We start from the raw sequence: 25,099 nt of genomic DNA on the forward strand, positions 1-25,099 counted from the left end.
GCTGCGCCTGCGGCCTGCGCCGCACATGCTGTTACACACCGAGCGCCTGGTTGGTCGGGGTCAGGGGCGTTGTGGCAATCCCCGCCTCGAATTCTTCACGAAAATACTTGAGTGCACTGGCCAGCGGCTCGACGGCGCCCGGCGCATGGGCGCAGAAGGTCTTGCCCGGGCCGAGGAAGTTGCACAGTTGTTCGAGGATTTCGAGATCGCCGGGTTGGCCCTGGCCGCGTTCCAGCGCGCTGAGCAGCTTGACGCTCCAGGGCAGGCCATCGCGGCAGGGGGTGCAGAAACCGCAGGACTCGCGGGCGAAGAACACCTCCATATTGCGCAGCAGGCCGACCATGTTGACGCTGTCGTCCAGCGCCATGGCCAGACCGGTGCCCATGCGCGTGCCGACTTTGGCGATGCCGGTGCTGCACATCGGCGCATCCAGATGCTCTGGCAGCAGGAAACCGGTGCCGGCACCGCCCGGCTGCCAGGCTTTCAGCCGATAGCCGTCGCGCATGCCACCGGCGTAGTCCTCGAGCAGCTCGCGTGCCGGGATGCCGAAGGGCAACTCCCACAGTCCGGGGTGCTTCACCTTGCCGGAGAAACCCAGCAGTTTGCTGCCCATATCCTCACTGCCGGGGCGAGCCAGGGCCTTGTACCAGTCGACGCCGTTGCCGATGATTGCCGGCACGTTGCACAAGGTTTCGACGTTGTTGACGCAGGTTGGCTTGCCCCAAACCCCGACGGCGGCCGGGAAGGGCGGCTTGGCCCGCGGGTTGGCGCGGCGCCCTTCGAGAGAGTTGATCAGCGCGGTTTCTTCGCCGCAGATATAGCGACCGGCGCCGCTGTGCACCAGCAGCTCGAAGTCGAAGCCGCTGCCGAGGATGTTGCGCCCGAGCAAGCCGGCCGCCTCGGCCTCGGCGATGGCGCGCTTGAGGTGCCGTGCGCAATCAACGTATTCGCCACGCAGGAAGATATAGCCGCGATAGGCCTTGAGCGCGCGGGCGCTGATCAGCATGCCTTCGATCAGCAGGTGCGGCAGCTGCTCCATCAGCAGGCGATCCTTGTAGGTGTTGGGCTCCATCTCGTCGGCGTTGCACAGCAGATAGCGTTTGTTCTGTGTTTCGTCCTGGGGCATCAGCCCCCACTTCACCCCAGTGGGGAAGCCGGCGCCGCCACGGCCCTTGAGGCCGCTGTCCTTGACCTGTTGGGTGATCTGCTCCGGACTGAACTGAGCGAGCGCCTTGCGCGCGGCGGCATAACCGTTCTGGCGCAGGTATTCGTCGAGCCAGACCGGTTCGCCGTCGTCACGCAGGCGCCAGGTCAGCGGCTGGTTTTCAGCGCTGCGCGGGCTGTGGTTGGCGGTACTAAAGGAGACGCAGCTCATGGGTAGCGTTCCAGTAGCTGGGCCACATTGCCGGCATCCAGGTGACTGTAGGTGTCGTCGTCGATCATCAGGCTCGGCGCCTTGTCACAATTGCCCTGGCAGCACACCGGCAGCAGGGTGAAGCGGTTGTCGGTGCTGGTTTCACCCAGGCCGATGCCGAGCCGTTGCTGCAACGCGGCCTGGATCGCCTCATGGCCCTGGAGATAGCAGACCATGCTGTCGCACAGGCGAATGATGTGGCGGCCTACCGGCTGGCGAAAAATCTGGCTGTAGAAGGTGGCTACGCCTTCCACGTCGCTGGCCGGGATGCCTAGAATCTCACCAATGGACTGGATCGCGCCGTCCGGCACCCAACCGCGCTGCTGCTGGACGATTTTCAGCGCCTCGATGGACGCCGCGCGCGGGTCTTCGTAATGCGCGAGTTCGTGCTCGATGGCCATGCGTTCGCTGGCGCTGAGGATGAAACGGTCGGTTTGGATCAACGAGTCAGTCATATCAGCGGTCCACGTCGGCCATGACGAAGTCGATACTGCCCAGGTAGGCGATCAGGTCGGCGACCATGCTGCCCCTGATCACCGCGGGGATCTGCTGCAGGTGCGGGAAGCTCGGCGTGCGGATGCGGGTGCGGTAACTCATGGTGCCGCCGTCGCTGGTCAGGTAGTAGCTGTTGATGCCCTTGGTCGCCTCGATCATTTGAAACGCCTCATTGGCCGGCATCACCGGGCCCCAGGACACCTGCAGGAAATGGGTGATCAGGGTTTCGATGTGCTGCAGGGTGCGCTCCTTCGGCGGCGGCGTGGTCAGTGGGTGATCGGCCTTGTACGGGCCGGCCGGCATGTTGCGCAGGCACTGCTCGATGATCCGCAGGCTCTGGCGCATTTCCTCGACGCGGATGATGCAGCGGTCGTAGGCATCGCCATTAACCGCCAGGGGGATCTCGAACTCGAAGTGCTGATAACCGGAATAGGGCCGCGCCTTGCGCAGGTCGAAGTCCAGCCCGGTGGCGCGCAGGCCCGAGCCGGTGACGCCCCATTCCAGCGCTTGCGCGGTGTTGTAGGCGGCCACGCCGATGGTGCGGCCGCGCAAAATGCTGTTCTGTAAGGCAGCTTTTTCGTACTCGTCGAGACGCTTGGGCAGCCAGGTGACGAAGTCCTGCACCAGTTTTTCCCAGCCGCGCGGCAGGTCATGGGCGACGCCGCCGATGCGGTACCAGGCCGGGTGCATGCGAAAGCCGGTGATCGCTTCAATCACCTGGTAGGCGCGCTGGCGGTCGGTGAAGGTGAAGAACACCGGGGTCATGGCGCCAACGTCCTGGATATAAGTGCCGAGAAACAACAGGTGGCTGTTGATGCGGAAGAATTCGGCGAGCATCACGCGGATGAAGTCGACCCGGTCCGGCACGGTGATTCCGGCGAGTTTCTCCACCGCCAGCACGTAGGGCAGGTTGTTCATCACCCCGCCCAGGTAGTCGATGCGGTCGGTGTAGGGGATGAAACTGTGCCAGCTCTGGCGCTCGGCCATCTTCTCGGCACCGCGGTGGTGGTAGCCGATTTCCGGCACGCAGTCGACGATTTCCTCGCCGTCCAGTTGCAGGATGATGCGAAAGGCGCCGTGGGCGGAGGGGTGGTTGGGGCCGAGGTTGAGGAACATGAAGTCCTCAACCTCGCTGTGGCGCTGCATGCCCCAGTCTTCCGGCTTGAAGCGCAGGGCTTCCTGCTCCAGGTCCTGCTTGGCGGCGGACAGGCTGTAGGGGTCGAACTCGGTGGCGCGCGCCGGATAGTCCTTGCGCAGCGGATGCCCCTCCCAGGTCGGCGGCATCATGATCCGGGTCAGGTGCGGGTGGCCGTCGAAGTGGATGCCGAACAGGTCCCAGACTTCCCGCTCGTACCAGTTGGCGTTGGCCCAGATGCGCGTGGCGCTGGGCAGCTTGAGGTCGTCTTCCTGCAGGGCGACCTTGAGCATCAGGTCGCCGTTGCGCTCAATCGACAGCAGGTGATAGAACACGCTGAAGTCTGCTGCCGGCAGGCCGCGGCGCTGGGTGCGCAGGCGCTCGTCCATGGCGCTGAGGTCGTAGAGCATGACGTAAGGCTTAGGCACGTGGCGCAGGTAGTCCAGCACCTGCAGGAGCATGTCGCGGTTGACCCAGAGCACCGGCATGCCGGTACGGGTGTCTTGCACGGTCAGGCTGTCGGCGCTGAAGCGCGCCTGCAACTCGGCGACCACATCGTTCGCGGCTGTCGGTTGGGGCAGTGCCTGTAGGGTGCTTGATGCAGTCATTCTCTCGCTCGTTATCCGTCAGCGTGGACACTCGATTCAGACGTCGTCGGGGCTGCGCAGGTTGGTCACCTGAATGCGTTCGGCGCGTCGTTGCTCGCGTTGCGAGGGCATATCGGCGCGGTAGATGCCCTGGTCGCCGACTACCCACGATAGCGGCCGGCGCTCCTGGCCGATGGACTCCTGCAACAGCATCAGACCTTGCAAAAACGCCTCGGGCCGTGGCGGGCAGCCGGGCACGTAGACGTCCACCGGGAGAAACTTGTCGACCCCCTGGACCACCGAGTAGATGTCGTACATGCCGCCGGAGTTGGCGCAGGAGCCCATGGAAATCACCCATTTTGGCTCGAGCATCTGCTCGTAGAGGCGCTGGATGATCGGCGCCATCTTGATGAAGCAGGTGCCAGCGATGACCATGAAGTCCGCCTGCCGCGGCGAGGCGCGGATCACTTCGGCACCAAAGCGGGCGATGTCATGCGGTGCGGTGAAGGCCGTAGTCATCTCCACGTAGCAGCAGGACAGGCCGAAGTTGTAGGGCCACAGCGAGTTCTTGCGGCCCCAGTTGACCGCGTCGTTGAGCACCTCGTGCAACTTGCCCATGTAGATGTTGCGGTGCACCTGACCGGCGAGTGGGTCGGCGACGGTCTCCCGTTCGCCAATCGGGTACTGCGCATTGGCGGCGTTGGGATCGATTCGCGTGAGTGTGTACTGCATGCCCGCACCTCAAGGTTTGTGCTGGTTGGCGAGGCGATCACGCCGCGCTTGTGGCGCCCAGTCGAGCGCACCGATGCGCGCCAGGTAAAACAGCCCAATCAGCAGAATCACGATGAACACCAAGGCCTCGATAAACCCGGGCCAGCCGCTTTCGCGTAGCGAAATGGCCCAGGCAAAGAGAAACAGGGCTTCGACATCGAAGATCACGAACAGCATCGCAACCAGATAGAACTTGGCGGAAAAACGCAGGCGCGCGCCGCCGGTAGAAACGATGCCAGACTCGAAGGGCTCGTTCTTGCTATGCCCCCAGGCTTTACTGCCGAGCAGGCTGGAGACCCCGAGCATGAAGGCGCACAACCCAGCTACGCCCAACAGAAAAATCGCAAACCCCCAGTTATGGGCCAGGCTCGATACCACATCAGACATGTCGTACTCCTCGACAAGGATGGGTGTTGCTGACGCATCACTCCCCGTGACTGCGTCACAGCGGTTTACTCAATACTAGGCGGGCTTCAGCAACTCAGTGGCGTTCTGCAGAAAAAAACTTAAGCAATGATCTTGCTCAGCTTTTCAACTGACGTCCGGGTCAGGGCGCTATTTTTGCCTGGGGAGGGCGGTTTCAGCGGGCTGGATCGGCCTCGGCCTGCTTGCCAAGGGTGCCGAATTCAACCGGCATTTTCACGTAGAACAAGGCGAGATCTTCCTCCCGCAAACGCTCGAACAGCCGAGAGCATTCTTCTTCGCTGAGTACCAGGGAGACCTCCATGGGCTGATCGGCAAGTTCGAAGAAGTGCGAGGAGTGAATCCGCCCCGTGTGTCCGAAGCCCTCGATCCCGGATACCAGGGTGGCGCCACGCAAATGCATCTCCTTGGCCAGGGCAACCAGCCAGTCCGCGAGCATCTTGCCCTTGTAACGGCGGTTCTGCTGAGTAAATAAAGTCACCTGATAGCCGCGCATGATTAGTCTCCGGTGAAGTGCACCAAATGCACGGCGGAGGACGAATAGGGTGCTGGCTAGCGGCCTCCCGCAGGCAATCGGGTTTCCAGGTATGCGCGCGAAAACCCGGCGTCCGCGCAGCACTCGATGAGCGAGTGCTGACGCTTTCAGCATAGCGCCGGGCGGGACATCTGATCGGTTACAACAAACGCCGGCCGTCTTCGCGGGAGATGATGACGGTGGCCGAGCGTGGGCGTGTGCCAGGACCATCTGGCCAGGTGCTGAGCAGGTTGTCGGCGGTGGAGCCTTCACCGGGATGCTGGATATTGACGAACAGCGTGCGGAAGTCCGGCGTGGCGGTGATACCAGTGACTTCCGCACCCAGCGGGCCAACCAGGAAGCGTTTCATCTCTCCGGTTTTCGGGTCTGCGACCAGCATTTGATTGTTACCGAAGGGCCCCGTGTGCAATTGGCTGCCGCTCATGTCGGTCTGGATCCACAACCGGCCTTCTTCGTCGAACCACAGGCCGTCCGGGCTGGCCAGACGGTTGTCGGCGTTCAATGGCTGTCCATTCGGGCCCAGGCTGTCGGTTTCTGGGCCGGCCAGCAGGAAAAGGCTCCAGGCGAAAGACCGCCCTGCATAGTCCTTGCTCAACTCACGCCAGCGGATGATATGGCCGAAGGGATTGGCTGAGCGGGGGTTGGCGGCATCGGCCGTGGTGCGTGAGCTGTTGTTGGTGAGGCTAAAGTAGACCTCGCCATTCTCCGGGTTGACCGCGCCCCATTCCGGTCGATCCATCTTGGTGGCGCCGACGGTATCGGCGGCCAAACGGGTATTGATCAGCACGTCGCCCTGATCGGCGAAGCTTACGCCAGCGGCTGTGCAGGCTCGTTGAAAGCTATCGTCGTGAATATCCAGGGCCAGCCATTGGCCCTTGCCGCTGGCATCGAAACGGGCCACATACAGGGTACCTTCGTCCAGCAAGCGGTCATTGCTGCGGCCAGGGCGGTATTTGTCGCGGCTGACGTACTTGTAGATGTACTCATTCTGCGAGTCATCAGCGGAGTAACAGACTACCGGCCGCCCCGGCTTTACCGGGGCGAACACCAGGCCTTCGTGGGCGAAGCGGCCCAGTGCGGTGCGTTTTACTGGCTCAGATTCGGGGGCGAACGGATCGATTTCAACGATCCAGCCGAAGTGGTTGGGTTCGTTACGATAATCCGCATTGGCCGCGGCCGCCTTGGGTGTGGCATCGAAGCGCTCGAATTCGTCACCGACCAGGTGATCCCAGCCGTAACGGCTGCTGTTGCGCACGCCATAACGACTCAACTCGCGCGGCAAGGCAGCATCGGCGCTGGCAAAGTAACCGGCCCAGTTCTCTTCGCAGGTCAGGTAGGTGCCCCAGGGGGTGAAGCCATTGGCGCAGTTATTCTGCGTACCACGAGCGGCATTGCCATCCGGGCTGTAGCGGGTCCGCAGCAGGGCATGACCACGGGCAGGGCCGCGGATCTGCATAGGCGTGGCGGCGGTGACGCGACGGTTGCGAGCGCTCGGCATAACCTCCCAACCACCTTGCAGGTTGCGGCGGATTTCCACCACCGAGACCCCATGAGCATTAATTTCCTTACGCACTTCCTCGGCGCTGACACGCTTGCCCGCGACCACCGTCGGGCCGTTGGGATGGAGCAATCCGGCATCGATATATTCATGATTGAGCACGAGCAAACCGTGGTCGCTGATGCGGCTTTTACCACTCTGGGCATCGATGGGGAAGAAATGCATGCCGTCGTGATTCATGCCGACTTGCTCGGCCTGATCCTGGGCGCTGTTGCCGGCATTCTCGAGAAATGCCGGGTAGCTACCAGTGATCGGCGTACCCCAGGGAATGAACGGCGTGGCACGGTAACCGGCAGGGACGCTGACCGTGTCGGTACGGGTCACGGCCAGCGCATCGAACGGCAGTCGAGTTCGGCGTTTGAAGGGTAGGCCGGCCAGGTCCTTGCCGGCGGGTTGCGCGGCTTGCGCCAGTGCGGGCAGAGCGCTGCCGAGAAAGGCCAAGACACCCAGTCCGGTGCCTCCTGCCAGGACCTGGCGGCGGCTCAGGCCATTGATCAGGGTATCGATATGCGGATTATTGGAATGGTTGCTGGGCAATTCATCGCCACTGCCGAACAGCAGCACGTTGTCATCTTCATGATTCATCGAGAACTCCTCTGGAGAGGGTGATTGGCGGAGCCTTGACGTTAACCAGAGAAGACGACGGGAACATGACAGTGCTGGGGTGGCGAGGCACAAGACCGCTGGTGCGTATACAGCCCGGCGCGCCGAACGAAGTGCCCTGCTGCAAGCACTCCAGCGAGCTGCTGTGAGCCGCGAAATGGCGACGTTCAGTAGCGCACCGCGAGCTTGCCGCCGATACGCGCCGTTGCGCCGTTGCGGCGGTCCATAAGTTCAGATCGTCAACCAGCTGGCGTCGATGAAGAACATCAGCCGATGAAACAAATTATCGGGGCATAACGAGAAAGCCCCGGCATCGCTGCCGGGGCTTTCTCGTAACGGGCTCAGTCAAGATGCGTGGTCCTGACCGAGTGAACCAATGGTTATTAGCCGAACTGGTTCATGGTGTTGTCTTTACCGCTAGCTTTCAGAGCGGCTTCGCCAGCGAAGTACTCTTTGTGGTTGTCGCCGATGTCGGAACCGGCCATGTTCTGGTGCTTGACGCAGGCGATGCCTTGACGGAGCTCTTCGCGCTGAACGCCTTTGACGTAGGCCAGCATGCCTTGCTCGGCGAAGTAACCTTTGGCCAGGTTGTCGGTCGACAGCGCGGCGGTGTGGTACGTCGGCAGGGTGATCAGGTGGTGGAAGATACCCGCCTGAGCCGAACTGTCGCGTTGGAAGGTGCGGATCATTTCGTCTGCACGAACAGCCAGGTCGGTTTCGTCGTAGTCAATGCTCATCAGTTTGGCGCGGTCGTAGGCAGATACGTCTTTGCCTTCGCCAGCCATGATGTCGAACATTTGCTGACGGAAGTTCAGTGTCCAGTTGAAGGACGGGCTGTTGTTGTAGACCAGCTTGGCGTTCGGGATCACTTTGCGGATCTCGTTAACCATGGCCGCGATCTGACCAACGTGCGGCTTCTCGGTTTCGATCCACAGCAGGTCGGCACCGTTCTGCAGCGAGGTGATGCTATCGAGTACGCAGCGCTCTTCACCCGTGCCCTTGCGGAACTGGAACAGGTTGCTTGGCAGACGCTTGGGACGCAGCAATTTGCCTTCGCGGTTGAGTACCACGTCGCCGTTTTTCAGGTCGGAGGCGGAGACTTCTTCGCAATCGAGGAAAGCGTTGTACTGGTCGCCCAGGTCGCCCGGCTCGTTGGTTACAGCGATCTGCTTGGTCAGGCCCGCACCCAGGGAGTCAGTCCGCGCAACGATCACACCGTTGTCGATACCCATCTCAAGGAAGGCGTAACGCACAGCATTGATCTTGGCCAGGAAGTCGGCGTGAGGAACGGTAACTTTACCGTCCTGGTGGCCGCATTGCTTCTCATCAGAAACCTGGTTTTCGATCTGAATGCAGCAAGCGCCTGCTTCGATCATGCGCTTGGCCAACAGGTAGGTGGCTTCCGGGTTACCGAAGCCAGCGTCGATGTCGGCGATGATCGGTACTACGTGGGTTTCGTAGTTGTCGATCTGGTTCTGCAGGTCAGCGACTTTGGCTTTATCACCAGCTTCGCGAGCGGCGTCCATGGCAGTGAACAGCAGGTCCAGTTCGCGGGCGTCAGCCTGGCGCAGGAAGGTGTACAGCTCTTCAATCAGGTCGGAGACCGAGGTTTTCTCGTGCATGGACTGGTCCGGCAGTGGGCCGAACTCGGAACGCAGAGCAGCAACCATCCAGCCGGACAGGTAGAGGTAGCGCTTGTTGGTGGTCTTCAAGTGCTTTTTGATCGAAATCAGCTTCTGCTGACCGATGAAGCCATGCCAGCAGCCCAGGGACTGGGTGTAGACGGAGGAGTCGGCATCGTACTCGGCCATGTCTTTGCGCATGATATCGGCGGTGTACTGCGCGATTTCCAGACCGGTCTTGAAGCGGTTCTGAGTGCGCATGCGAGCCACGGATTCCGGGTTGATCGCGCTCCAGCTGCTGCCGTTGATCTCTTTCAGAGCGGCGACTGCCTTGATGTCGTTTTGATAAGCTGACATGGTCAATCCTTCAAAGTATGTGTTTGGTTGAGCACCGGCTTTCCCACTCAAAACCTGCGAAGGTCATGGTGCGGGGGCTCACAACAGTACGAGAGATAGTGACCAGGGCGCAGTTGTAACTGGGAGGAGGGGGGACGAAACGAACAGTGCGAGTGGCTTCAGCTGCTGCAAATGAGCAAGTCATTTGGCGTTTACCGGATCAAAGATGCCGTTGGACGACTCAGTGGCTGTAACTGTCTGCTGGCTGCTACGTTGAAGCGCTTCCCCGTCCCTCAGGACAACTTCGTTCCAGTCGCAATCTCGTCGAACTGCCTTGTGGGCTTTACAACACGAATCGGTTCTGGCGGTAAGCTGGAACACGATCCGGAGACCCTTTCCAGGGCCCCTGATTAGCGGGAGCGAGGCCATGATGCCTCTGCTAAAAGTGTTCGTCAAACGTTTTGTAGTGCTTTTTCACGACTACTACATAAGTATTACGGCGACCGGAGAGTCAGTTATGGGCTGGTTTTAGTCGACAATCTCGACCTTGACCCGCAGCGTCATGTCCTCACGCCCCTGGGTCGAACGGTGGCGCAGCACGCCGCCTTGCTCGGTCTGGCTCTGCTGGTTAACACCGCCGATGCTGATCCATTCCCCAAGCCGGCCACTGACCCGGGTATCGGTGCTCTGGATGTCGATCACTCCGGGCTGCGACTCGCTCAGCCGGTCACGGTTGCTGCTGATATTGATATGCACGATCTCCCCCGTCAGGCTGGCGGTCACATAGAAACCGCGGGTAACGTCGCGGTATTCGGTGTTGTTGTACACCTGGCCATAAGGATCGGTGCTGGTTGACCTGAGGGGTACACTTTGGCCAACCTGGATCAGCGCCGGGTAGCCTTCGTTGGCTTGCACCTGCTGAGTGCCACCGCCACGGCTATCGGTAGAGCGGCTGATGATGCGCACCTGGTCACGACCGTTGGTTTCGCCCCGACCAATCTGTGCCTGGGCATTGCCGGCACTGAGCGTGCCGTCGGCACGATAGCCGCGGTCGTTCTGGTAGCTGGACTCAGAGCTGTCGACACTGATCAGCAAGCGACGTGGGCGGGTATCAAGTTGCTCGAGCAACTGGCGGATTTCTTCGATCTTGGCCGGCGTGGCGTTGACAATCAACTGGTTGCCATAGGCATTGACGCGGCCATCCCTGCCAAGTACCGACTGGACTACCGGCAATACGTCTTCGGCGGTGCGGTAGCTCAGCGGGATGACCTCGGTGGCTGCATGGAGGGGCAGGACAATGCTGAACAGCAGGGCCGCGAGCAGGTTACGCGCGCTCATAGCAGGAAGTTCCTTATATCCGGGTCAGTGATGCTGGTTTGCCAAGCCTGATCGAATTGAGCCTGACGCAAGCGCACGCGGGCGGGATCCTGATAGAGCGCATAGCCGGCAGATAGCTCGGGTTGTGGGCGCAGCAGCAAGCCGCGGTCGTCGGCCAGTAAAAAGGCCACCTCCTCACTGGGGTAGTCCGGATGCAGCTTGCGAATATGCAGGTTGCTTGACAGTCGGCGCGATAAGCCAAGTAGGCGGTGGCCCTGTTTAACCGCCCGGGTGATGTCTTTGACCAGGATGCGCAGGTGATTCTTCGGGCTGGCAACTAGGAAGCGCGTGCAGGCCTCCTGAATGCTGCTGTGATGGTACAGCCAGGGTTCCAGATCGGTGCTGTAGATGCACAGGCTGCGCTGGGCTTGCTGGAACATGGCCAGTGCGTGGGCACGGGCCAGCTCGGGATGATTGAAGCGCTCCAGCGTCAGGTGTTCGCCGAGGATGAACGGCGCCGGTTCTGCCAGCGGGTTTTCTGCCAGGGCAGATGCGGGGTTGAGCACGGTAAAACGCCCCGGCGACTGAAACTCGATGGCGGGAAGCTCTGCTGGCTCGTTGCTCTCGGTTGCGTCTGACGGGGCGTTTTCGTTCATCCTGACCTCGCGGCTATTGGCTGTTGCGCACCATATCGATATGGGAAATGCCGGCGTCAAGGTATTCGCCGCTGACAATGGTAAAGCCAAGCCTTTCATAGAAAGGGGTGGCCTGCACCTGGGCGCTGAGCATTTGTTGCTGCAGACCACGCTTTTCCGCTTCGGCGATCACCGCGCGCAGCAGTGCATCGCCGACTTTCAGGCCACGCCAGTCCTTGAGTACCGAAACCCGACCAATATGCCCGTCCGGCAGCAGGCGTGCGGTACCGATCGGGTAATTGCCTTCGTAGGCGAGAAAGTGCAATGCCTCGGCATCTTCGGCATCCCATTCGAGTTCCGGCGGCACCTCTTGCTCGGCAATGAATACCGTCGAGCGAATGCGCCGCAGCTCGGCGTTGTCCTTTTGCCAATCGGCCAGGCGGACGTGAATGCTATTCATCAGCAAACTCCAGGCTACCCTGCTTGGCCAGCTCCAGAAGTAGATTACGCCCCTCATCATCGGCCAGCCATGGGCCAAGGTTGTTTATATGTAACGCGTCGGCCGAGCAGATCAGCTTCAGCAGTTCGCGCTGACTGGCAGACAGCAGGCGGCTCTGGCCACTGGCAAACAGCACCAGGTCTTCGCCCACTTCGGACCAGGCCAGGCGTGCGCTGGGGTTGCGGATCAACACGGCGCCGTCTTCCAGGCTGCCGAGGAAAACGTTCTCGTCGATCTCGATAGTGGCGATCAGTTCGGGGTAGCGCGGCTCGGTCATGAACTGGCCGAACCAGGTCATCAGCAGGCGCTCATCGCTCATGTGCTCATTGAGCAGGGCTTTCAAACGATCCAGGGCGTCACGCTGGATCTGATGCGGATCGCTGGTCGGCTGCGCATCGGCGTCGCTGTAGCGCTCCTCGTCGGGCAGGAACTGGCCGAGAAAGTCGGTGAAATGGGTCAGTACTTCAGCGGCGCTAGGCGCACGGAAGCCTACGGAATAGGTCATACAATCATCCTCAGCGGTACCACAGTGGGCCAGGAGCGGCGGCAGATAGAGCATGTCGCCGGGCTCAAGTACCCATTCTTCAGTTTTTGCGAATTCGGCAAGGATCTTCAGGTCCGCGTGTTGCAGTAATGGGCTATCGGAGTTGCACATCTGGCCGACCTGCCAGCGGCGCTTGCCGTAGCCCTGTAGCAGGAACACATCGTAATTGTCGAAGTGCGGCCCAACGCCGCCGCCAGGTGCGGCAAAGCTGATCATCACGTCGTCGATGCGCCACTTGGGCAGAAACTTGAACTCTTCGAGTAATTCGGCCACTTCTGGCACGAACTGATCGACGGCTTGCACGAGCAAGGTCCAGTCGCGCTCCGGCAGTTGGGCGAAGGCGTCTTCGGCGAAAGGGCCGCGGCGCAATTCCCATGGGCGCTCGCCGTGCTCGATGACCAGGCGCGACTCGATTTCCTCTTCCAGGGCCAGGCCAGCCAGTTCGTCCGGCGAGATCGGGCTCTCGAAGCCGGGCATGGCCTGGCGCACCAGCAGGGGTTTCTTCTGCCAGTAGTCGCGCAGGAATTCACGGGCCGTAAGGCCACCCAACAGCTGCAGTGGAGTATCAGGATTCATCGCTAAGCCCTTGAAATAAATAAAAGCCCAAAAATAAAAACGCCCGGCACTGCCGGGCGTGCAAGGGTCTTGGTCGGTTAAATGCGCTTGGCCTGAGCGACTGCATTGCCGATGTAGTTGGCTGGGGTCAGCAACTTCAGTTCGGCTTTGGCCGCGGCCGGCATATCGAGGCCATCGATGAACGTCTGCAGGGCTTCGGCGCTGATACCCTTGCCGCGAGTCAGCTCTTTGAGTTTCTCGTAGGGGTTTTCGATGGCGTAGCGGCGCATGACCGTCTGGATGGGCTCGGCCAGTACTTCCCAACAGGCATCCAGATCATTAGCAATACGTTGAGCATTGAGCTCCAACTTACTGATTCCCTTGAGACTTGCTTCATAAGCGATAACGCTATGGGCGAAGCCGACGCCAAGGTTGCGCAGTACGGTGGAGTCGGTCAGGTCACGCTGCCAGCGCGAGATCGGCAACTTGCTGGCCAGGTGCTGGAACAGTGCGTTGGCGATACCCAGGTTGCCTTCGGAGTTTTCGAAGTCGATCGGGTTGACCTTGTGCGGCATGGTCGATGAGCCGATTTCACCAGCGATGGTGCGCTGCTTGAAATAGCCCAGGGAGATATAACCCCAGATATCGCGATCGAAATCGATCAGGATGGTGTTGAAGCGGGCGATGGCGTCGAACAGCTCGGCGATGTAATCGTGCGGCTCGATCTGGGTGGTGTAGGGGTTGAACTGCAGGCCCAGGTCGCCTTCGATAAAGGCGCGGGCGTTGGCTTCCCAGTCGACCTGCGGGTAGGCCGACAGGTGAGCGTTGTAGTTACCTACTGCGCCATTGATCTTGCCCAGCAGCGGCACGGCCGCCACCTGAGCGATCTGCCGCTCGAGGCGATAGACCACGTTGGCCAGTTCTTTGCCGAGGGTGGTCGGCGAGGCAGGCTGGCCGTGGGTGCGCGAGAGCATTGGCACGTCGGCGAACTTTACCGCCAGTTCACGGATGGCTTCGGCAGTCTGGCGCATCAGCGGCAACAGTACGTCATCGCGACCTTCACGCAGCATCAGGGCATGGGACAGGTTGTTGATGTCCTCGCTGGTGCAGGCGAAGTGGATGAACTCGCTGACGTTATCCAGTTCCGGCAGCTTGGCGGCCTGTTCCTTGAGCAGGTACTCCACGGCCTTGACGTCGTGGTTGGTGGTGCGCTCGATCTCTTTTACGCGCTCGGCGTGCTCGATGGCGAAGTTCTCCGCCAACTCGTTGAGGACGGCCTGGGCTTCGACTGAGAAGGCTGGGACTTCGCCGATGCCTTCGTGGGCGGCCAGGCGTTGCAACCAACGCACCTCAACCATGACGCGAAAACGGATCAGGCCGTATTCGCTGAAAATCGGGCGCAGGGCGCTGGTTCTGCCGGCATAGCGGCCATCAACGGGGGAAACCGCGGTGAGCGAGGAAAGCTGCATGGGAGGCGTTCTCGGACAATCGGGCGACGAAAAGGGCGCATATCATACATTAAATCACCGCTCTGGCCGCGTTTGCTCGATAGCCGTTCAGCGGCTGCGGCGGGCAATCGACAGAAGGCTGGAGGCAAAAATCAGGGCGGCACCGATCAGTGAGGTCAGATCCGGGGTTTCGCCCCAGCGCAGCCAGGCAATCAAGCCGGCAAAAACGATGGCCAGGTAGGCAAATGGCCCAATCAGCCCAGGTGGCGCCATGCCGTAGGCCTTGGACATGATGATCTGGCTGGTGGTGGCAAGTAGGCCGATTCCCAGCAACAGCCTTAACTCATGAGTACTCAAGGGCTGCCAGGCCCAGCTCAGCGGGATTGCCGAGGCCAGCGCGCTGAATAAGGCGAAATAAAATACGATGCGGTAAGCCGGTTCGGTATCGCTCATCTCGCGAATGGAGACAAAGGCAAACGCCGCCAGAACGCTGGCTGACATGCCGATCAAGGTATTGCCACCGAGCAAGGCAGTCGAGGGCTTGGCCACCAGCAATACGCCGAGCAAGCCGATACAGGTCGTCAGCAGAATCCGTTTGCTCAGGGGCTCCTTCAGCCACCACCAGGCGATCAGAGGGGTGAACAGTGGGGCCGAGTAAGTGAACAGCATGGCGTCAGCCAGGGGCAGGTGGGCAATTGCGTAAAAGAAGCAGTACATCGCCGCCAGGCCATAGCTGGTACGCCATAGATGCGACTTGATGCGCGTGGTTTTGAGTGGGCCCACACCTTTGAGCAGGATCAACGGCAAAAAGAACAGCACGCCGACCAGGTTGCGAAAGAACACCACCGATTCATTGTTGACGCTACCGGAGACCTCACGAATGCCGACGCCCATTAGCGAGAACAGCAGCGCCGATAGCGCCAACAGTGCGGCGCCCTGCATGGGTTTGACCATGCGGGTGGTCACGGTTAGCCGCGCAACAGTGGGTAGAGTTCCTTGAGCAGCTTGCTGCGGCTGAATACCAGTTGCCAGCGATGGCCGCCGAGCTGACGCCACAGCCGTGCCGAGCGGATACCGGCGAGCAACAGGGCGCGAATCTTCGAGGCGTTGCTCGGTTGTTGCAGGTGGCGCATGTCGCCCTGGACCTGGATGCGCTGGCGGAAGGTGCTGATGGTGTCCTCGTACAGACTGCCGCAGGCGGCGATGACGTTTTCATGGACCAGGCCGAAATGACCGACCTGGTTCTGAATCTGGTCCAGGCGGCTGCCCATTACCTGGAGCATGTCGTCGCGCTTGGCCAGTTGCCTTTCCAGCCCGAGCAGTGCCAGTGCGTAACGCAATGGTTCGCGCTGCAGGCTGGCCGGGTCGCGCTCCAGAGAACTGATCAGGGCGCGATAACCGTCGCGCAGGTTGAGGTCGTCACCACCATAGACGGCCAGGGTGCTTTGGGGGTCGCGCTCCAGCAGACTACCCAGCAGGCATGCCACTCCCGGCTCACCCACCTGGCCGGTCTTGGCCAGCTTGTCGACCAGCACTGCGGCCTCGAAAACCGCACCCAGTGCGACCAGTTGTTCCTGCGTTGGACTCATGGATGCTTATCCTTGCTGCTCCAGGGTTCTGCTGTTTCGATCACGCCGCCGCCGAGGCAGACTTCGCCATCGTAGAACACCACTGACTGGCCGGGGGTGACCGCGCGTTGCGGCATGGCAAAACTGGCGCGATAGCCGTTGGCGGTTTTTTCCAGGGTGCAGGCTTGATCGCCTTGGCGGTAGCGGACCTTGGCCGTTAGCCGGCGTGGCTCGTTGAGTTCGAGCGGATTGACCCAGTACATGTGCGAAGCGAGCAGGGCACTGGAAAACAGCCAGGGGTGATCGTTGCCCTGACCGACTACCAGCACATTGCGCTCCAGGTCTTTCTGCAGCACGTACCAAGGCTCGTCGCTGGCGTCTTTCAATCCACCGATGCCCAGGCCTTGGCGCTGGCCAATGGTGTGGTACATCAGGCCATGGTGACGGCCGATGACTTCGCCTTCGGTGGTTTCAATATCACCGGGCTGGGCCGGCAGATACTGCTTGAGAAAGTCGCTGAAGCGGCGCTCGCCGATAAAGCAGATGCCGGTGGAGTCTTTTTTCTTCGCCGTGGCCAACTGGTGCTTCTCGGCGATGGCGCGCACTGCCGGTTTTTCCAGTTCACCGACAGGGAATAGAGTCTTGGCGATCTGCTCGCTGCCGACGGCATGCAGGAAGTAGCTCTGATCCTTGTTCGGATCGAGTCCCTTGAGCAGTTCGGTACGGCCGGCGCTATCGCGGCGGCGCACGTAGTGGCCGGTGGCGATCAGGTCGGCGCCGAGCGCCAGGGCGTAGTCGAGGAAGGCTTTGAACTTGATCTCGCGGTTGCACAGGATGTCCGGGTTGGGCGTGCGCCCGGCCTTGTATTCGGCAAGAAAATGCTCGAATACGTTGTCCCAATACTCTGCCGCGAAGTTGGCGGTGTGCAGCTTGATGCCGATTTTGTCGCACACGGCCTGGGCATCGGCCAGATCATCCATGGCGGTGCAGTATTCGGTGCCGTCGTCTTCGTCCCAGTTCTTCATGAACAGGCCTTCGACCTGATAACCCTGTTCGAGCAGCAGCAGGGCGGAAACGGAGGAGTCCACGCCGCCGGACATGCCGACTATGACGCGTTGCTGTTCTGGACTGGGGAGGGCTGGATCACGCATGGGGGTGTCTGCACAAAAGACGGAATTCTAACAGGCTGGCGGTGCCAAGGCTAAGACGGGATTCAATCACGGATCAGCTCCAGGTCATGCAGCGGGCCAGCGAGGTAGTCGTCAATGCAGCGCAGGACCAGCTCGCTGCGCCAGCGCTCTGGCTGGCTGGACAATTCATCACGGGTCAACCAGGACGCGCCGACGATGCCGGTGTCCAGGCTGCGCTCTGGGTTATGTCGTAGCGGTTTAGCGACAAAGCAGACGCGCTGATAGGTCACGCCATTGCTCGGCGCGGTATACAGATAAATACCGACGATGCCGGTGAGTTCGACATCCCAGCCGGTTTCTTCGAGGGTCTCGCGCACCGCCGCCTCGCGCAGGGTTTCGTTGGCTTCAAGATGGCCCGCGGGCTGATTGAAGACCAGACGTCCGCCCTTGAGCTCTTCGACGAGGAGAAAGCGGCCCTGATTTTCGATAATAGTGGCAACGGTGATATGGGGATGCCAATCCATGGGTGTGCCTTGTAGGAGTGGGTTGAGCATAGCGGTCGCAGGTCGCTGCGACCGCTATGCGCTGCATTCGCTGTACCTGGGCGCACAAGCAGAAACCCCGGCACGTGGCCGGGGCTTCTGGTCATGCGGCGCGGTCAAGCGCCAGGTGGTGCACCTTAAAGCAGCGAGGCGATCGCAGCGTTGAAGGTTGGGCTCGGGCGCATGACTTTGCTAGTCAACTCCGGGCTCGAGCGGTAGTAGCCAGCGATGTCTACCGGCGAGCCTTGAACGGCGCTGAGCTCGGCAATGATGGTTGCTTCATTGTCGGCCAGGGTTTTCGCCAGCGGGCTGAAGTGCGCTTGCAAAGCGCTGTCTTCAGTCTGCGCAGCCAGCTCCTGTGCCCAGTACAGCGCCAGGTAGAAGTGGCTGCCACGGTTGTCCAGCTCGCCGGTTTTACGGGACGGCGACTTGTTGTTGTCGAGCAGCTTGCCGGTGGCGGCATCCAGGGTTTTACCCAGCAGCTTGGCGCGCTGGTTGTTGTTCTTGATGCCAGTTTCTTCCAGGGACACTGCCAGGGCCAGGAACTCGCCGAGGGAGTCCCAGCGCAGGTGGTTCTCTTCGATCAGCTGCTGCACGTGTTTCGGCGCCGAACCACCGGCACCGGTTTCGTACATGCCGCCACCCGCCATCAGTGGCACGATGGACAGCATCTTGGCCGAAGTACCCAGTTCCATGATCGGGAACAGGTCGGTCAGGTAGTCGCGCAGCACGTTACCGGTCACCGAGATGGTGTCTTGGCCGCGAATCAGGCGCTCCATGCTGATGCGGATGGCTTCGTTGTAACCCATGAGGCGAATGTCCAGGCCGCTCAGGTCGTATTCCTGCAGGTAGGCTTCAACCTTCTTCTGCAATTGCAGATCGTGAGCGCGCTCCGGGTCGAGCCAGAAGATAGTCGGCGTGTTGGATTGGCGGGCGCGGGTAACGGCCAGCTTGACCCAGTCGCGAATTGCCGCGTCCTTGGTCTGGCAGGCACGCCAGATGTCACCAGCTTCGACTTCGTGCTGCATCACTACGGTGCCGTCGGCCAGAACCACGCGCATGCTGCCATCGGCAGTCATTTCGAAGGTCTTGTCGTGGGAACCGTACTCTTCGGCTTTCTGCGCCATCAGGCCGACGTTCGGCACGGTGCCCATGGTGGTCGGGTCGAACGCACCGTTGGTTTTGCAGAAGTTGATCATTTCTTGGTAGATGCGGGCGTAGGTGCTTTCCGGCATCACCGCTTTGGTGTCCTTCAGTTTGCCGTCTTTGCCCCACATCTGCCCGGAGCTGCGAATCATCGCCGGCATCGAGGCATCGACGATCACGTCGCTTGGGATGTGCAGGTTGGTGATGCCCTTGACCGAATCGACCATGGCCATTTCCGGACGATCGCTGTAGCAAGCGTGGATGTCGTGCAGGATCTCTTCCTGCTGGGAGGCGGGCAGGGACTTGATCTTGTCGTAGACGCTGCTAATGCCGTTGTTCGGATTGACGCCGAGTTCAGCAAATAGAGCCGCATGCTTATCGAAGGCGCCCTTGTAGTAAACGCTGACCGCGTGGCCGAAGACGATCGGGTGGGACACCTTCATCATGGTGGCTTTAACGTGCAGCGACCACATCACACCGGTTTCTTTGCAGTCCTGCAAAGTGGCCTCGAAGAAATCGCGCAGCTTGCGGCAGCTCATGAACATGCCGTCGAACACTTCGCCTTCCTGCAGGGCAAGCTGTTTCTTCACTTCGACCTTGCCGTCCTTGCCAACGAACTCGATGCGCACGTCACCGGCTTTGTCCATGGTGATCGATTGTTCGCTGGAGAAGAAATCGCCGCCGCGCATGTAGTCGGCATGGGACTGGGAGGCCATGCTCCACTTGCCCATCGAATGCGGGTGCTTGCGGGCGAAGGCCTTGACCGCGGCAGGGGCACGACGGTCAGAGTTGCCTTCACGCAGGACCGGGTTCACTGCGCTGCCGAGGATCTTGCTGTAACGCGCACGGGCTTGTTGCTCTGCCTCGGTCTGCGGATCTTCCGGAAAGTCAGGGATGTTGTAGCCCTGAGCCTGCAGCTCTGCGATGGCACCTTTGAGTTGCGGTACCGAGGCGCTGATATTGGGCAGTTTGATGATATTGGCTTCTGGGTCGGTAGCCAGAACAGCCAGTTTGGCAAGGTCGTCCTGAACGCGCTTGTCAGCATCCAGATGCTCGGCAAAGCTCGCAAGAATGCGCCCTGCAAGAGAGATGTCGCTGGTTTCGACGGCTATGTCAGCGCTTGCAGCGAAAGCTTCTACAATTGGCAGAAGCGAATAGGTGGCAAGGGCTGGAGCTTCGTCGGTGAAGGTATAGATGATCTTCGAACGGTTGGACATTTTGGATTAACTCTCTTCTTTGCTAAGCGAGCACAGAATCTCGAGATGCGCAGGTAGGCGCGTTCGCTCAAAGGCGTCAATGAGCCGAAAGTCGAGGATTTGCCGCAGTGATGTTGGATGCACCAGTAGAGCGTTGAGCAGTTGAACGGTGGAGTCACGGTAGTAACTCGACCGGTTCAAAGGGCCGGCTGTCTCGTTCAAGACAGGTAAACCCCCTATGACTCGTTAGTCACGGCGCGCAGTATACCATCGCACTAAGGTGCTGAAGAATGCCCTTACCCCTATAGACGAAGGAACAGGTAGTCTCGCCCGAATCAAGTGGGTTACGCTCGGGAGTACACGATTTTTAACCACAAAGCGGAGTCCAGCATGGGATACCAAAAGATCCAGGTGCCAGCAACCGGTGACAAAATCACCGTCAATGCAGATATGTCGCTTAACGTACCGAACAACCCGATCATCCCTTACATCGAGGGTGATGGTATCGGCGTCGATATCAGCCCGGTAATGATCAAGGTTGTCGATGCGGCCGTCGAAAAAGCCTACGGCGGCAAGCGCAAGATTTCCTGGATGGAAGTTTACGCAGGCGAAAAAGCCACTCAGGTGTATGACCAGGACACCTGGCTTCCTCAGGAAACCCTGGACGCCGTCAAAGACTACGTCGTTTCCATCAAGGGCCCGCTGACCACCCCGGTCGGTGGCGGAATTCGCTCCCTCAACGTGGCCCTGCGCCAGCAACTGGATCTGTACGTTTGCCTGCGCCCGGTACGCTGGTTCGAAGGTGTACCTAGCCCGGTGAAGAAGCCAGGCGATGTCGACATGACCATCTTCCGGGAAAACTCCGAAGATATTTATGCCGGGATCGAATGGAAAGCCGGTTCGCCGGAAGCCGACAAGGTCATCAAGTTCCTCAAAGAGGAAATGGGAGTCACCAAGATTCGTTTCGACGAAAACTGCGGTATCGGCATCAAGCCGGTTTCCAAAGAAGGCACCCGGCGCTTGGCGCGCAAGGCGCTGCAGTATGTGGTCGATAACGACCGCGACTCGCTGACCATTGTGCACAAAGGCAACATCATGAAGTTCACCGAAGGTGCCTTCAAGGAGTGGGCCTACGAAATTGCTGCCGAAGAGTTCGGTGCAACCCTGCTCGATGGTGGTCCTTGGATGCAGTTCAAGAACCCGAAAACCGGCAAGAATGTCATCGTCAAGGACGCCATCGCCGACGCCATGTTGCAGCAGATCCTCCTGCGCCCGGCGGAGTACGATGTGATCGCCACCCTCAACCTGAACGGCGATTATCTGTCCGACGCCCTGGCGGCCGAGGTGGGCGGTATTGGTATTGCGCCTGGCGCCAACCTGTCCGACACCATTGCCATGTTCGAAGCGACTCACGGCACTGCGCCGAAGTACGCCGGCAAGGATCAGGTGAACCCGGGTTCGCTGATCCTGTCTGCCGAAATGATGTTGCGTCACATGGGTTGGATCGAAGCGGCAGACCTGATCATCAAAGGCACCAACGGCGCTATCTCGGCCAAGACCGTGACCTATGACTTCGAGCGTCTGATGGAGGGCGCTAAGCTGATGTCTTGCTCGCAGTTCGGCGACGCCATGATCTCTCACATGTGAGCTGATCAGCGGTAGGAAAAGACCGGTCAAATGACCGGTCTTTTTTATTGCGGGTAACTAGTCATCCTGCTGTTCAAGCTTCAATCGTATTGCCGTGGGGCTGGCTTGCAGTAGCAGGGGCTTCGGTGGTGGCCGAAAGCGCGCTGATGTTCACGGCGTGGAGTCCTTTAGGGCCCTGGATGATATCGAAGCTTACCGCCTGACCGGCTTTCAGGGTTTTATAACCATCCATCTGGATCGCCGAGTAATGAGCGAACAGGTCCTCATCCCGGCCGTCGGCCAGAATGAATCCATAGCCCTTGGCGTTATTGAACCACTTGACCTTACCGCTAAGCATGCTGATATCCCTCTGCAAAGAACTCCACCACTGGAGTATCATCCACTTCTGATTCCGCGCGCGAATCAACAAACAGGCTTGGGCGAGGGCGCGGAATCCCTCATACCTACACAAGTGGGTATTCATTGTTTGTAACACCGTTTTGCCGTTAGTCAAGGCGATGCTGCAACTGCCTGAGAAGCCGGTCAAACTCCATCTACCATCCGTACTCGCCCAGCCAGAACCTTTATTACAGCATGCATGCACGTAGCCAGATTCGACTAACATTCAATCAGGACCGCCCGGCAACGCATGAGGACGATTCCACCGGCCTTGCCGTGCAGGAATCCAAGCCTGCGCTGCAGGCACCACCGCTGTATAAGGTGGTCATATTCAATGATGACTACACACCGATGGATTTCGTGGTCGAAGTGCTCGAGGTGTTTTTCAACTTAAACCGGGAGCTGGCGACCAAGATCATGCTGACCGTCCACACAGAGGGACGGGCAGTTTGCGGAGTGTTTACCCGCGACATCGCCGAAACCAAGGCAATGCAGGTTAATCAGTACGCTAGAGAAAGCCAGCATCCGCTACTCTGTGAGATAGAGAAGGACGGTTAACGCCGGCCGCTTGGGCACGAGGTGAAGCCATGTTAAATCGAGAGCTCGAAGTCACCCTCAATCTGGCCTTCAAGGAGGCTCGCACCAAGCGTCATGAATTCATGACGGTTGAGCACCTCCTTTTGGCTCTATTGGATAACGAGGCCGCCGCCAGCGTACTGCGCGCATGCGGTGCCAGCCTCGACAAATTGCGTCACGACCTTCAGGAGTTCATCGATTCCACAACCCCACTGATTCCGCAACATGATGAAGAGCGGGAGACGCAGCCGACCCTGGGCTTCCAGCGGGTATTGCAGCGCGCCGTCTTCCATGTGCAAAGCTCCGGCAAGCGTGAAGTGACTGGCGCCAACGTGTTGGTGGCAATTTTCAGCGAGCAGGAAAGTCAGGCAGTGTTCCTGCTCAAGCAGCAGAGCGTTGCACGCATCGATGTGGTCAATTTCATCGCCCACGGCATTTCCAAAGTGCCAGGCCATGGTGGCCATACAGAAAGCGAGCAGGAAATGCAGGATGAAGAGGGTGGAGAGCCCTCGGCTTCAGGCAATCCGCTGGATGCTTACACCAGTAATCTCAATGAGTTAGCCCGCCAAGGGCGGATCGACCCGCTGGTCGGTCGAGAGCTGGAAGTCGAGCGGGTCGCGCAGATCCTGGCGCGTCGGCGCAAGAACAATCCGCTGCTGGTCGGCGAAGCCGGTGTGGGTAAAACCGCTATAGCCGAGGGGTTGGCCAAGCGCATTGTCGACAATCAGGTGCCCGATCTGCTGGCTACCAGCGTGGTCTACTCCCTGGATCTGGGCGCTTTGCTGGCTGGCACCAAATACCGTGGCGACTTCGAGAAGCGCCTCAAGGCACTGCTCAACGAGCTGCGCAAGCGCCCGCACGCCATTTTGTTTATCGACGAAATCCACACCATAATCGGTGCTGGGGCTGCGTCTGGCGGGGTGATGGATGCGTCCAACCTGCTCAAGCCAATGCTGTCTTCAGGGGAAATTCGCTGCATAGGCTCCACTACCTTCCAGGAATTTCGCGGCATTTTCGAGAAGGATCGCGCCCTCGCGCGGCGCTTCCAGAAGGTCGATGTCAGCGAGCCCTCGGTGGATGATACCTACGGCATTCTAAAAGGCCTCAAGGGGCGCTTTGAACAGCACCATGGCATCGAGTACAGCGACGAGGCTCTGCGCGCGGCGGCTGAGCTTGCTGCGCGCTATATCAATGATCGGCACATGCCGGATAAGGCCATCGACGTAATCGACGAGGCCGGCGCCTATCAGCGCCTGCAGCCAGTGGAGAAGCGGCTCAAGCGCATCGAAGTGGCGCAGGTCGAGGATATCGTGGCAAAAATTGCACGAATCCCGCCAAAGCACGTCAGCAGCTCGGACAAAGAGTTGCTACGCAATCTGGAGCGCGACCTCAAGCTGACAGTGTTCGGTCAGGAGGCCGCCATCGACTCCCTGTCCACGGCGATCAAGTTGTCACGGGCGGGACTCAAGGCGCCAGAAAAGCCGGTCGGTTCTTTCCTCTTTGCGGGCCCTACCGGGGTCGGTAAAACCGAAGCGGCTCGTCAGTTGTCCAAGGCGCTGGGTGTAGAGTTGGTGCGCTTCGACATGTCCGAATACATGGAACGGCATACAGTTTCCCGGCTGATCGGTGCGCCGCCAGGCTATGTCGGGTTCGATCAGGGCGGTTTGCTGACCGAGGCCATTACCAAGACTCCGCATTGTGTATTGCTGCTCGATGAAGTCGAGAAGGCTCATCCGGAAGTCTTCAACCTGCTGCTGCAGGTGATGGATCACGGCACCCTGACCGATAACAATGGGCGCAAGGCCGATTTCCGTAACGTGATCCTCATCATGACCACCAACGCCGGAGCGGAAACCGCGGCGCGGGCGTCCATTGGCTTCACCTATCAGGACCATGCGTCCGATGCCATGGAAGTGATTAAGAAGAGCTTCACGCCGGAGTTCCGCAACCGTCTGGATACCATCATCCAGTTCGGTCGCCTGAGTCATGAAGTGATCAAGAGCATCGTCGACAAGTTCCTCACCGAACTTCAGGCGCAGCTCGAAGACAAGCACGTGATGCTCGAAGTCAGTGATGCCGCGCGTGGTTGGCTGGCAGAGAAAGGCTACGACGTGCAGATGGGGGCAAGGCCTATGGCGCGCTTGATTCAGGAGAAGATCAAGCGGCCCTTGGCGGAGCAGATCCTGTTTGGCGAGCTGGCCGAGCATGGAGGCGTGGCCCATGTCGACCTCAGTGGAGACGAATTGACCTTCGAGTTCGAAACCACTGCGGAAATGGCCTTAGGTTGCTAGTGCCTTAATAAAATAGCGCTCACAAAAACGCCCGGCAATGCCGGGCGTTTTTGTGAGCGCATGATTTGATGAGTCCTTGAAAAGCCGGGTGCAGAAGGTCAAGGCTGAGTGGCAGGGAAGCTTGGTAAGTCAGTCAAGAAAAAAGCGA

The 25,099-nt window shown here is 59.9% G+C and carries 22 protein-coding genes; 3 read left to right on the plus strand and 19 right to left on the minus strand.

All coding sequences use genetic code 11. The features are described from left to right. Nucleotides 1–31 precede the first annotated feature (31 nt). The 18 genes from nuoF to VCJ09_RS12015 all read right to left on the minus strand — a co-directional run bounded on the left by nuoF (nt 32) and on the right by VCJ09_RS12015 (nt 20,080). Nucleotides 32–1,375 (minus strand): NADH-quinone oxidoreductase subunit NuoF, encoded by a 1,344-nt coding sequence (nuoF, locus tag VCJ09_RS11930; RefSeq protein WP_324734494.1) that lies wholly within the window; start codon nt 1,373–1,375, stop codon nt 32–34. Continuing rightward, entirely contained in the window at nt 1,372–1,869 is a 498-nt protein-coding gene (nuoE, locus tag VCJ09_RS11935; RefSeq protein WP_324734495.1) for an NADH-quinone oxidoreductase subunit NuoE, read from the minus strand. The genes nuoF and nuoE overlap by 4 nt, the downstream gene beginning before the upstream one ends. Before the next feature lies 1 nt (nt 1,870). Then, nucleotides 1,871–3,652, minus strand: coding sequence for an NADH-quinone oxidoreductase subunit C/D (nuoC, locus tag VCJ09_RS11940; RefSeq protein WP_324734496.1), 1,782 nt, complete (start codon nt 3,650–3,652; stop codon nt 1,871–1,873). 36 nt (nt 3,653–3,688) lie between these two features. Then, complete coding sequence (locus tag VCJ09_RS11945) at nt 3,689–4,363, minus strand: NADH-quinone oxidoreductase subunit B (protein ID WP_324734497.1); 675 nt, start codon at nt 4,361–4,363, stop codon at nt 3,689–3,691. 9 nt (nt 4,364–4,372) lie between these two features. After that, the gene (locus VCJ09_RS11950) at nt 4,373–4,789 is read right to left on the minus strand and encodes an NADH-quinone oxidoreductase subunit A (protein WP_324734498.1); all 417 of its coding nucleotides are present in this window, start codon (nt 4,787–4,789) and stop codon (nt 4,373–4,375) included. Nucleotides 4,790–4,982: 193 nt separating this feature from the next. Further along, on the minus strand, nt 4,983–5,321 hold the full coding sequence (locus VCJ09_RS11955; RefSeq protein WP_324734499.1) for a DUF190 domain-containing protein: 339 nt from the start codon (nt 5,319–5,321) through the stop codon (nt 4,983–4,985). Nucleotides 5,322–5,499: 178 nt separating this feature from the next. Then, complete coding sequence (locus tag VCJ09_RS11960) at nt 5,500–7,503, minus strand: PhoX family protein (RefSeq protein WP_324734500.1); 2,004 nt, start codon at nt 7,501–7,503, stop codon at nt 5,500–5,502. A 401-nt stretch (nt 7,504–7,904) separates the two neighbouring features. Continuing rightward, nucleotides 7,905–9,500, minus strand: coding sequence for an isocitrate lyase (locus VCJ09_RS11965; RefSeq protein ID WP_324734501.1), 1,596 nt, complete (start codon nt 9,498–9,500; stop codon nt 7,905–7,907). Nucleotides 9,501–10,007: 507 nt separating this feature from the next. Then, on the minus strand, nt 10,008–10,817 hold the full coding sequence (locus VCJ09_RS11970) for a secretin N-terminal domain-containing protein (RefSeq protein WP_324734502.1): 810 nt from the start codon (nt 10,815–10,817) through the stop codon (nt 10,008–10,010). Further along, nucleotides 10,814–11,452 carry a DUF7931 domain-containing protein gene (locus tag VCJ09_RS11975; RefSeq protein WP_324734503.1) on the minus strand — a complete coding sequence of 213 codons (639 nt, stop codon included), beginning with the start codon at nt 11,450–11,452 and terminating at the stop codon, nt 10,814–10,816. Before VCJ09_RS11975 ends, VCJ09_RS11970 begins: the two co-directional genes overlap by 4 nt. 13 nt (nt 11,453–11,465) lie before the next feature. Then, nucleotides 11,466–11,891, minus strand: coding sequence for a GNAT family N-acetyltransferase (locus VCJ09_RS11980; RefSeq protein ID WP_079202020.1), 426 nt, complete (start codon nt 11,889–11,891; stop codon nt 11,466–11,468). Further along, nucleotides 11,884–13,050, minus strand: a complete 1,167-nt coding sequence (locus tag VCJ09_RS11985; protein ID WP_324734504.1) for a ribosomal protein uL16 3-hydroxylase — start codon at nt 13,048–13,050, stop codon at nt 11,884–11,886. The genes VCJ09_RS11980 and VCJ09_RS11985 overlap by 8 nt, the downstream gene beginning before the upstream one ends. Before the next feature lie 77 nt (nt 13,051–13,127). After that, nucleotides 13,128–14,498 carry an adenylosuccinate lyase gene (gene purB / locus VCJ09_RS11990; RefSeq protein WP_324734505.1) on the minus strand — a complete coding sequence of 457 codons (1,371 nt, stop codon included), beginning with the start codon at nt 14,496–14,498 and terminating at the stop codon, nt 13,128–13,130. An 87-nt stretch (nt 14,499–14,585) separates the two neighbouring features. Next, nucleotides 14,586–15,431: a DMT family transporter gene (locus tag VCJ09_RS11995; RefSeq protein ID WP_324734506.1), complete on the minus strand. Its 846-nt coding sequence runs from the start codon at nt 15,429–15,431 to the stop codon at nt 14,586–14,588. Nucleotides 15,432–15,445: 14 nt separating this feature from the next. Further along, nucleotides 15,446–16,066, minus strand: a complete 621-nt coding sequence (gene hflD, locus VCJ09_RS12000; RefSeq protein ID WP_324734507.1) for a high frequency lysogenization protein HflD — start codon at nt 16,064–16,066, stop codon at nt 15,446–15,448. Continuing rightward, nucleotides 16,063–17,196 (minus strand): tRNA 2-thiouridine(34) synthase MnmA, encoded by a 1,134-nt coding sequence (gene mnmA, locus VCJ09_RS12005; protein WP_324734508.1) that lies wholly within the window; start codon nt 17,194–17,196, stop codon nt 16,063–16,065. Before mnmA ends, hflD begins: the two co-directional genes overlap by 4 nt. Before the next feature lie 62 nt (nt 17,197–17,258). Continuing rightward, nucleotides 17,259–17,699, minus strand: a complete 441-nt coding sequence (locus VCJ09_RS12010; RefSeq protein ID WP_324734509.1) for an NUDIX hydrolase — start codon at nt 17,697–17,699, stop codon at nt 17,259–17,261. A 155-nt stretch (nt 17,700–17,854) separates the two neighbouring features. Beyond that, nucleotides 17,855–20,080: an NADP-dependent isocitrate dehydrogenase gene (locus tag VCJ09_RS12015; RefSeq protein WP_324734510.1), complete on the minus strand. Its 2,226-nt coding sequence runs from the start codon at nt 20,078–20,080 to the stop codon at nt 17,855–17,857. Between the two features lie 369 nt (nt 20,081–20,449). Between VCJ09_RS12015 and icd the strand changes: the two genes are divergently transcribed. Then, nucleotides 20,450–21,706, plus strand: a complete 1,257-nt coding sequence (gene icd / locus VCJ09_RS12020; RefSeq protein ID WP_324734511.1) for an NADP-dependent isocitrate dehydrogenase — start codon at nt 20,450–20,452, stop codon at nt 21,704–21,706. Between the two features lie 73 nt (nt 21,707–21,779). Here the strand turns inward: icd and cspD are convergent, their stop codons facing one another. After that, the gene (cspD, locus tag VCJ09_RS12025; protein ID WP_324734512.1) at nt 21,780–22,043 is read right to left on the minus strand and encodes a cold shock domain-containing protein CspD; all 264 of its coding nucleotides are present in this window, start codon (nt 22,041–22,043) and stop codon (nt 21,780–21,782) included. Between the two features lie 236 nt (nt 22,044–22,279). Between cspD and clpS the strand changes: the two genes are divergently transcribed. Beyond that, nucleotides 22,280–22,642 carry an ATP-dependent Clp protease adapter ClpS gene (gene clpS / locus VCJ09_RS12030; RefSeq protein ID WP_079202028.1) on the plus strand — a complete coding sequence of 121 codons (363 nt, stop codon included), beginning with the start codon at nt 22,280–22,282 and terminating at the stop codon, nt 22,640–22,642. Between the two features lie 29 nt (nt 22,643–22,671). Continuing rightward, nucleotides 22,672–24,951, plus strand: a complete 2,280-nt coding sequence (clpA, locus tag VCJ09_RS12035) for an ATP-dependent Clp protease ATP-binding subunit ClpA (RefSeq protein WP_079202029.1) — start codon at nt 22,672–22,674, stop codon at nt 24,949–24,951. The last annotated feature ends 148 nt before the right edge of the window (nt 24,952–25,099 follow it).

This window comes from Pseudomonas paeninsulae (assembly GCF_035621475.1).
Taxonomy (GTDB): Bacteria; Pseudomonadota; Gammaproteobacteria; order Pseudomonadales; family Pseudomonadaceae; genus Aquipseudomonas; species Aquipseudomonas paeninsulae.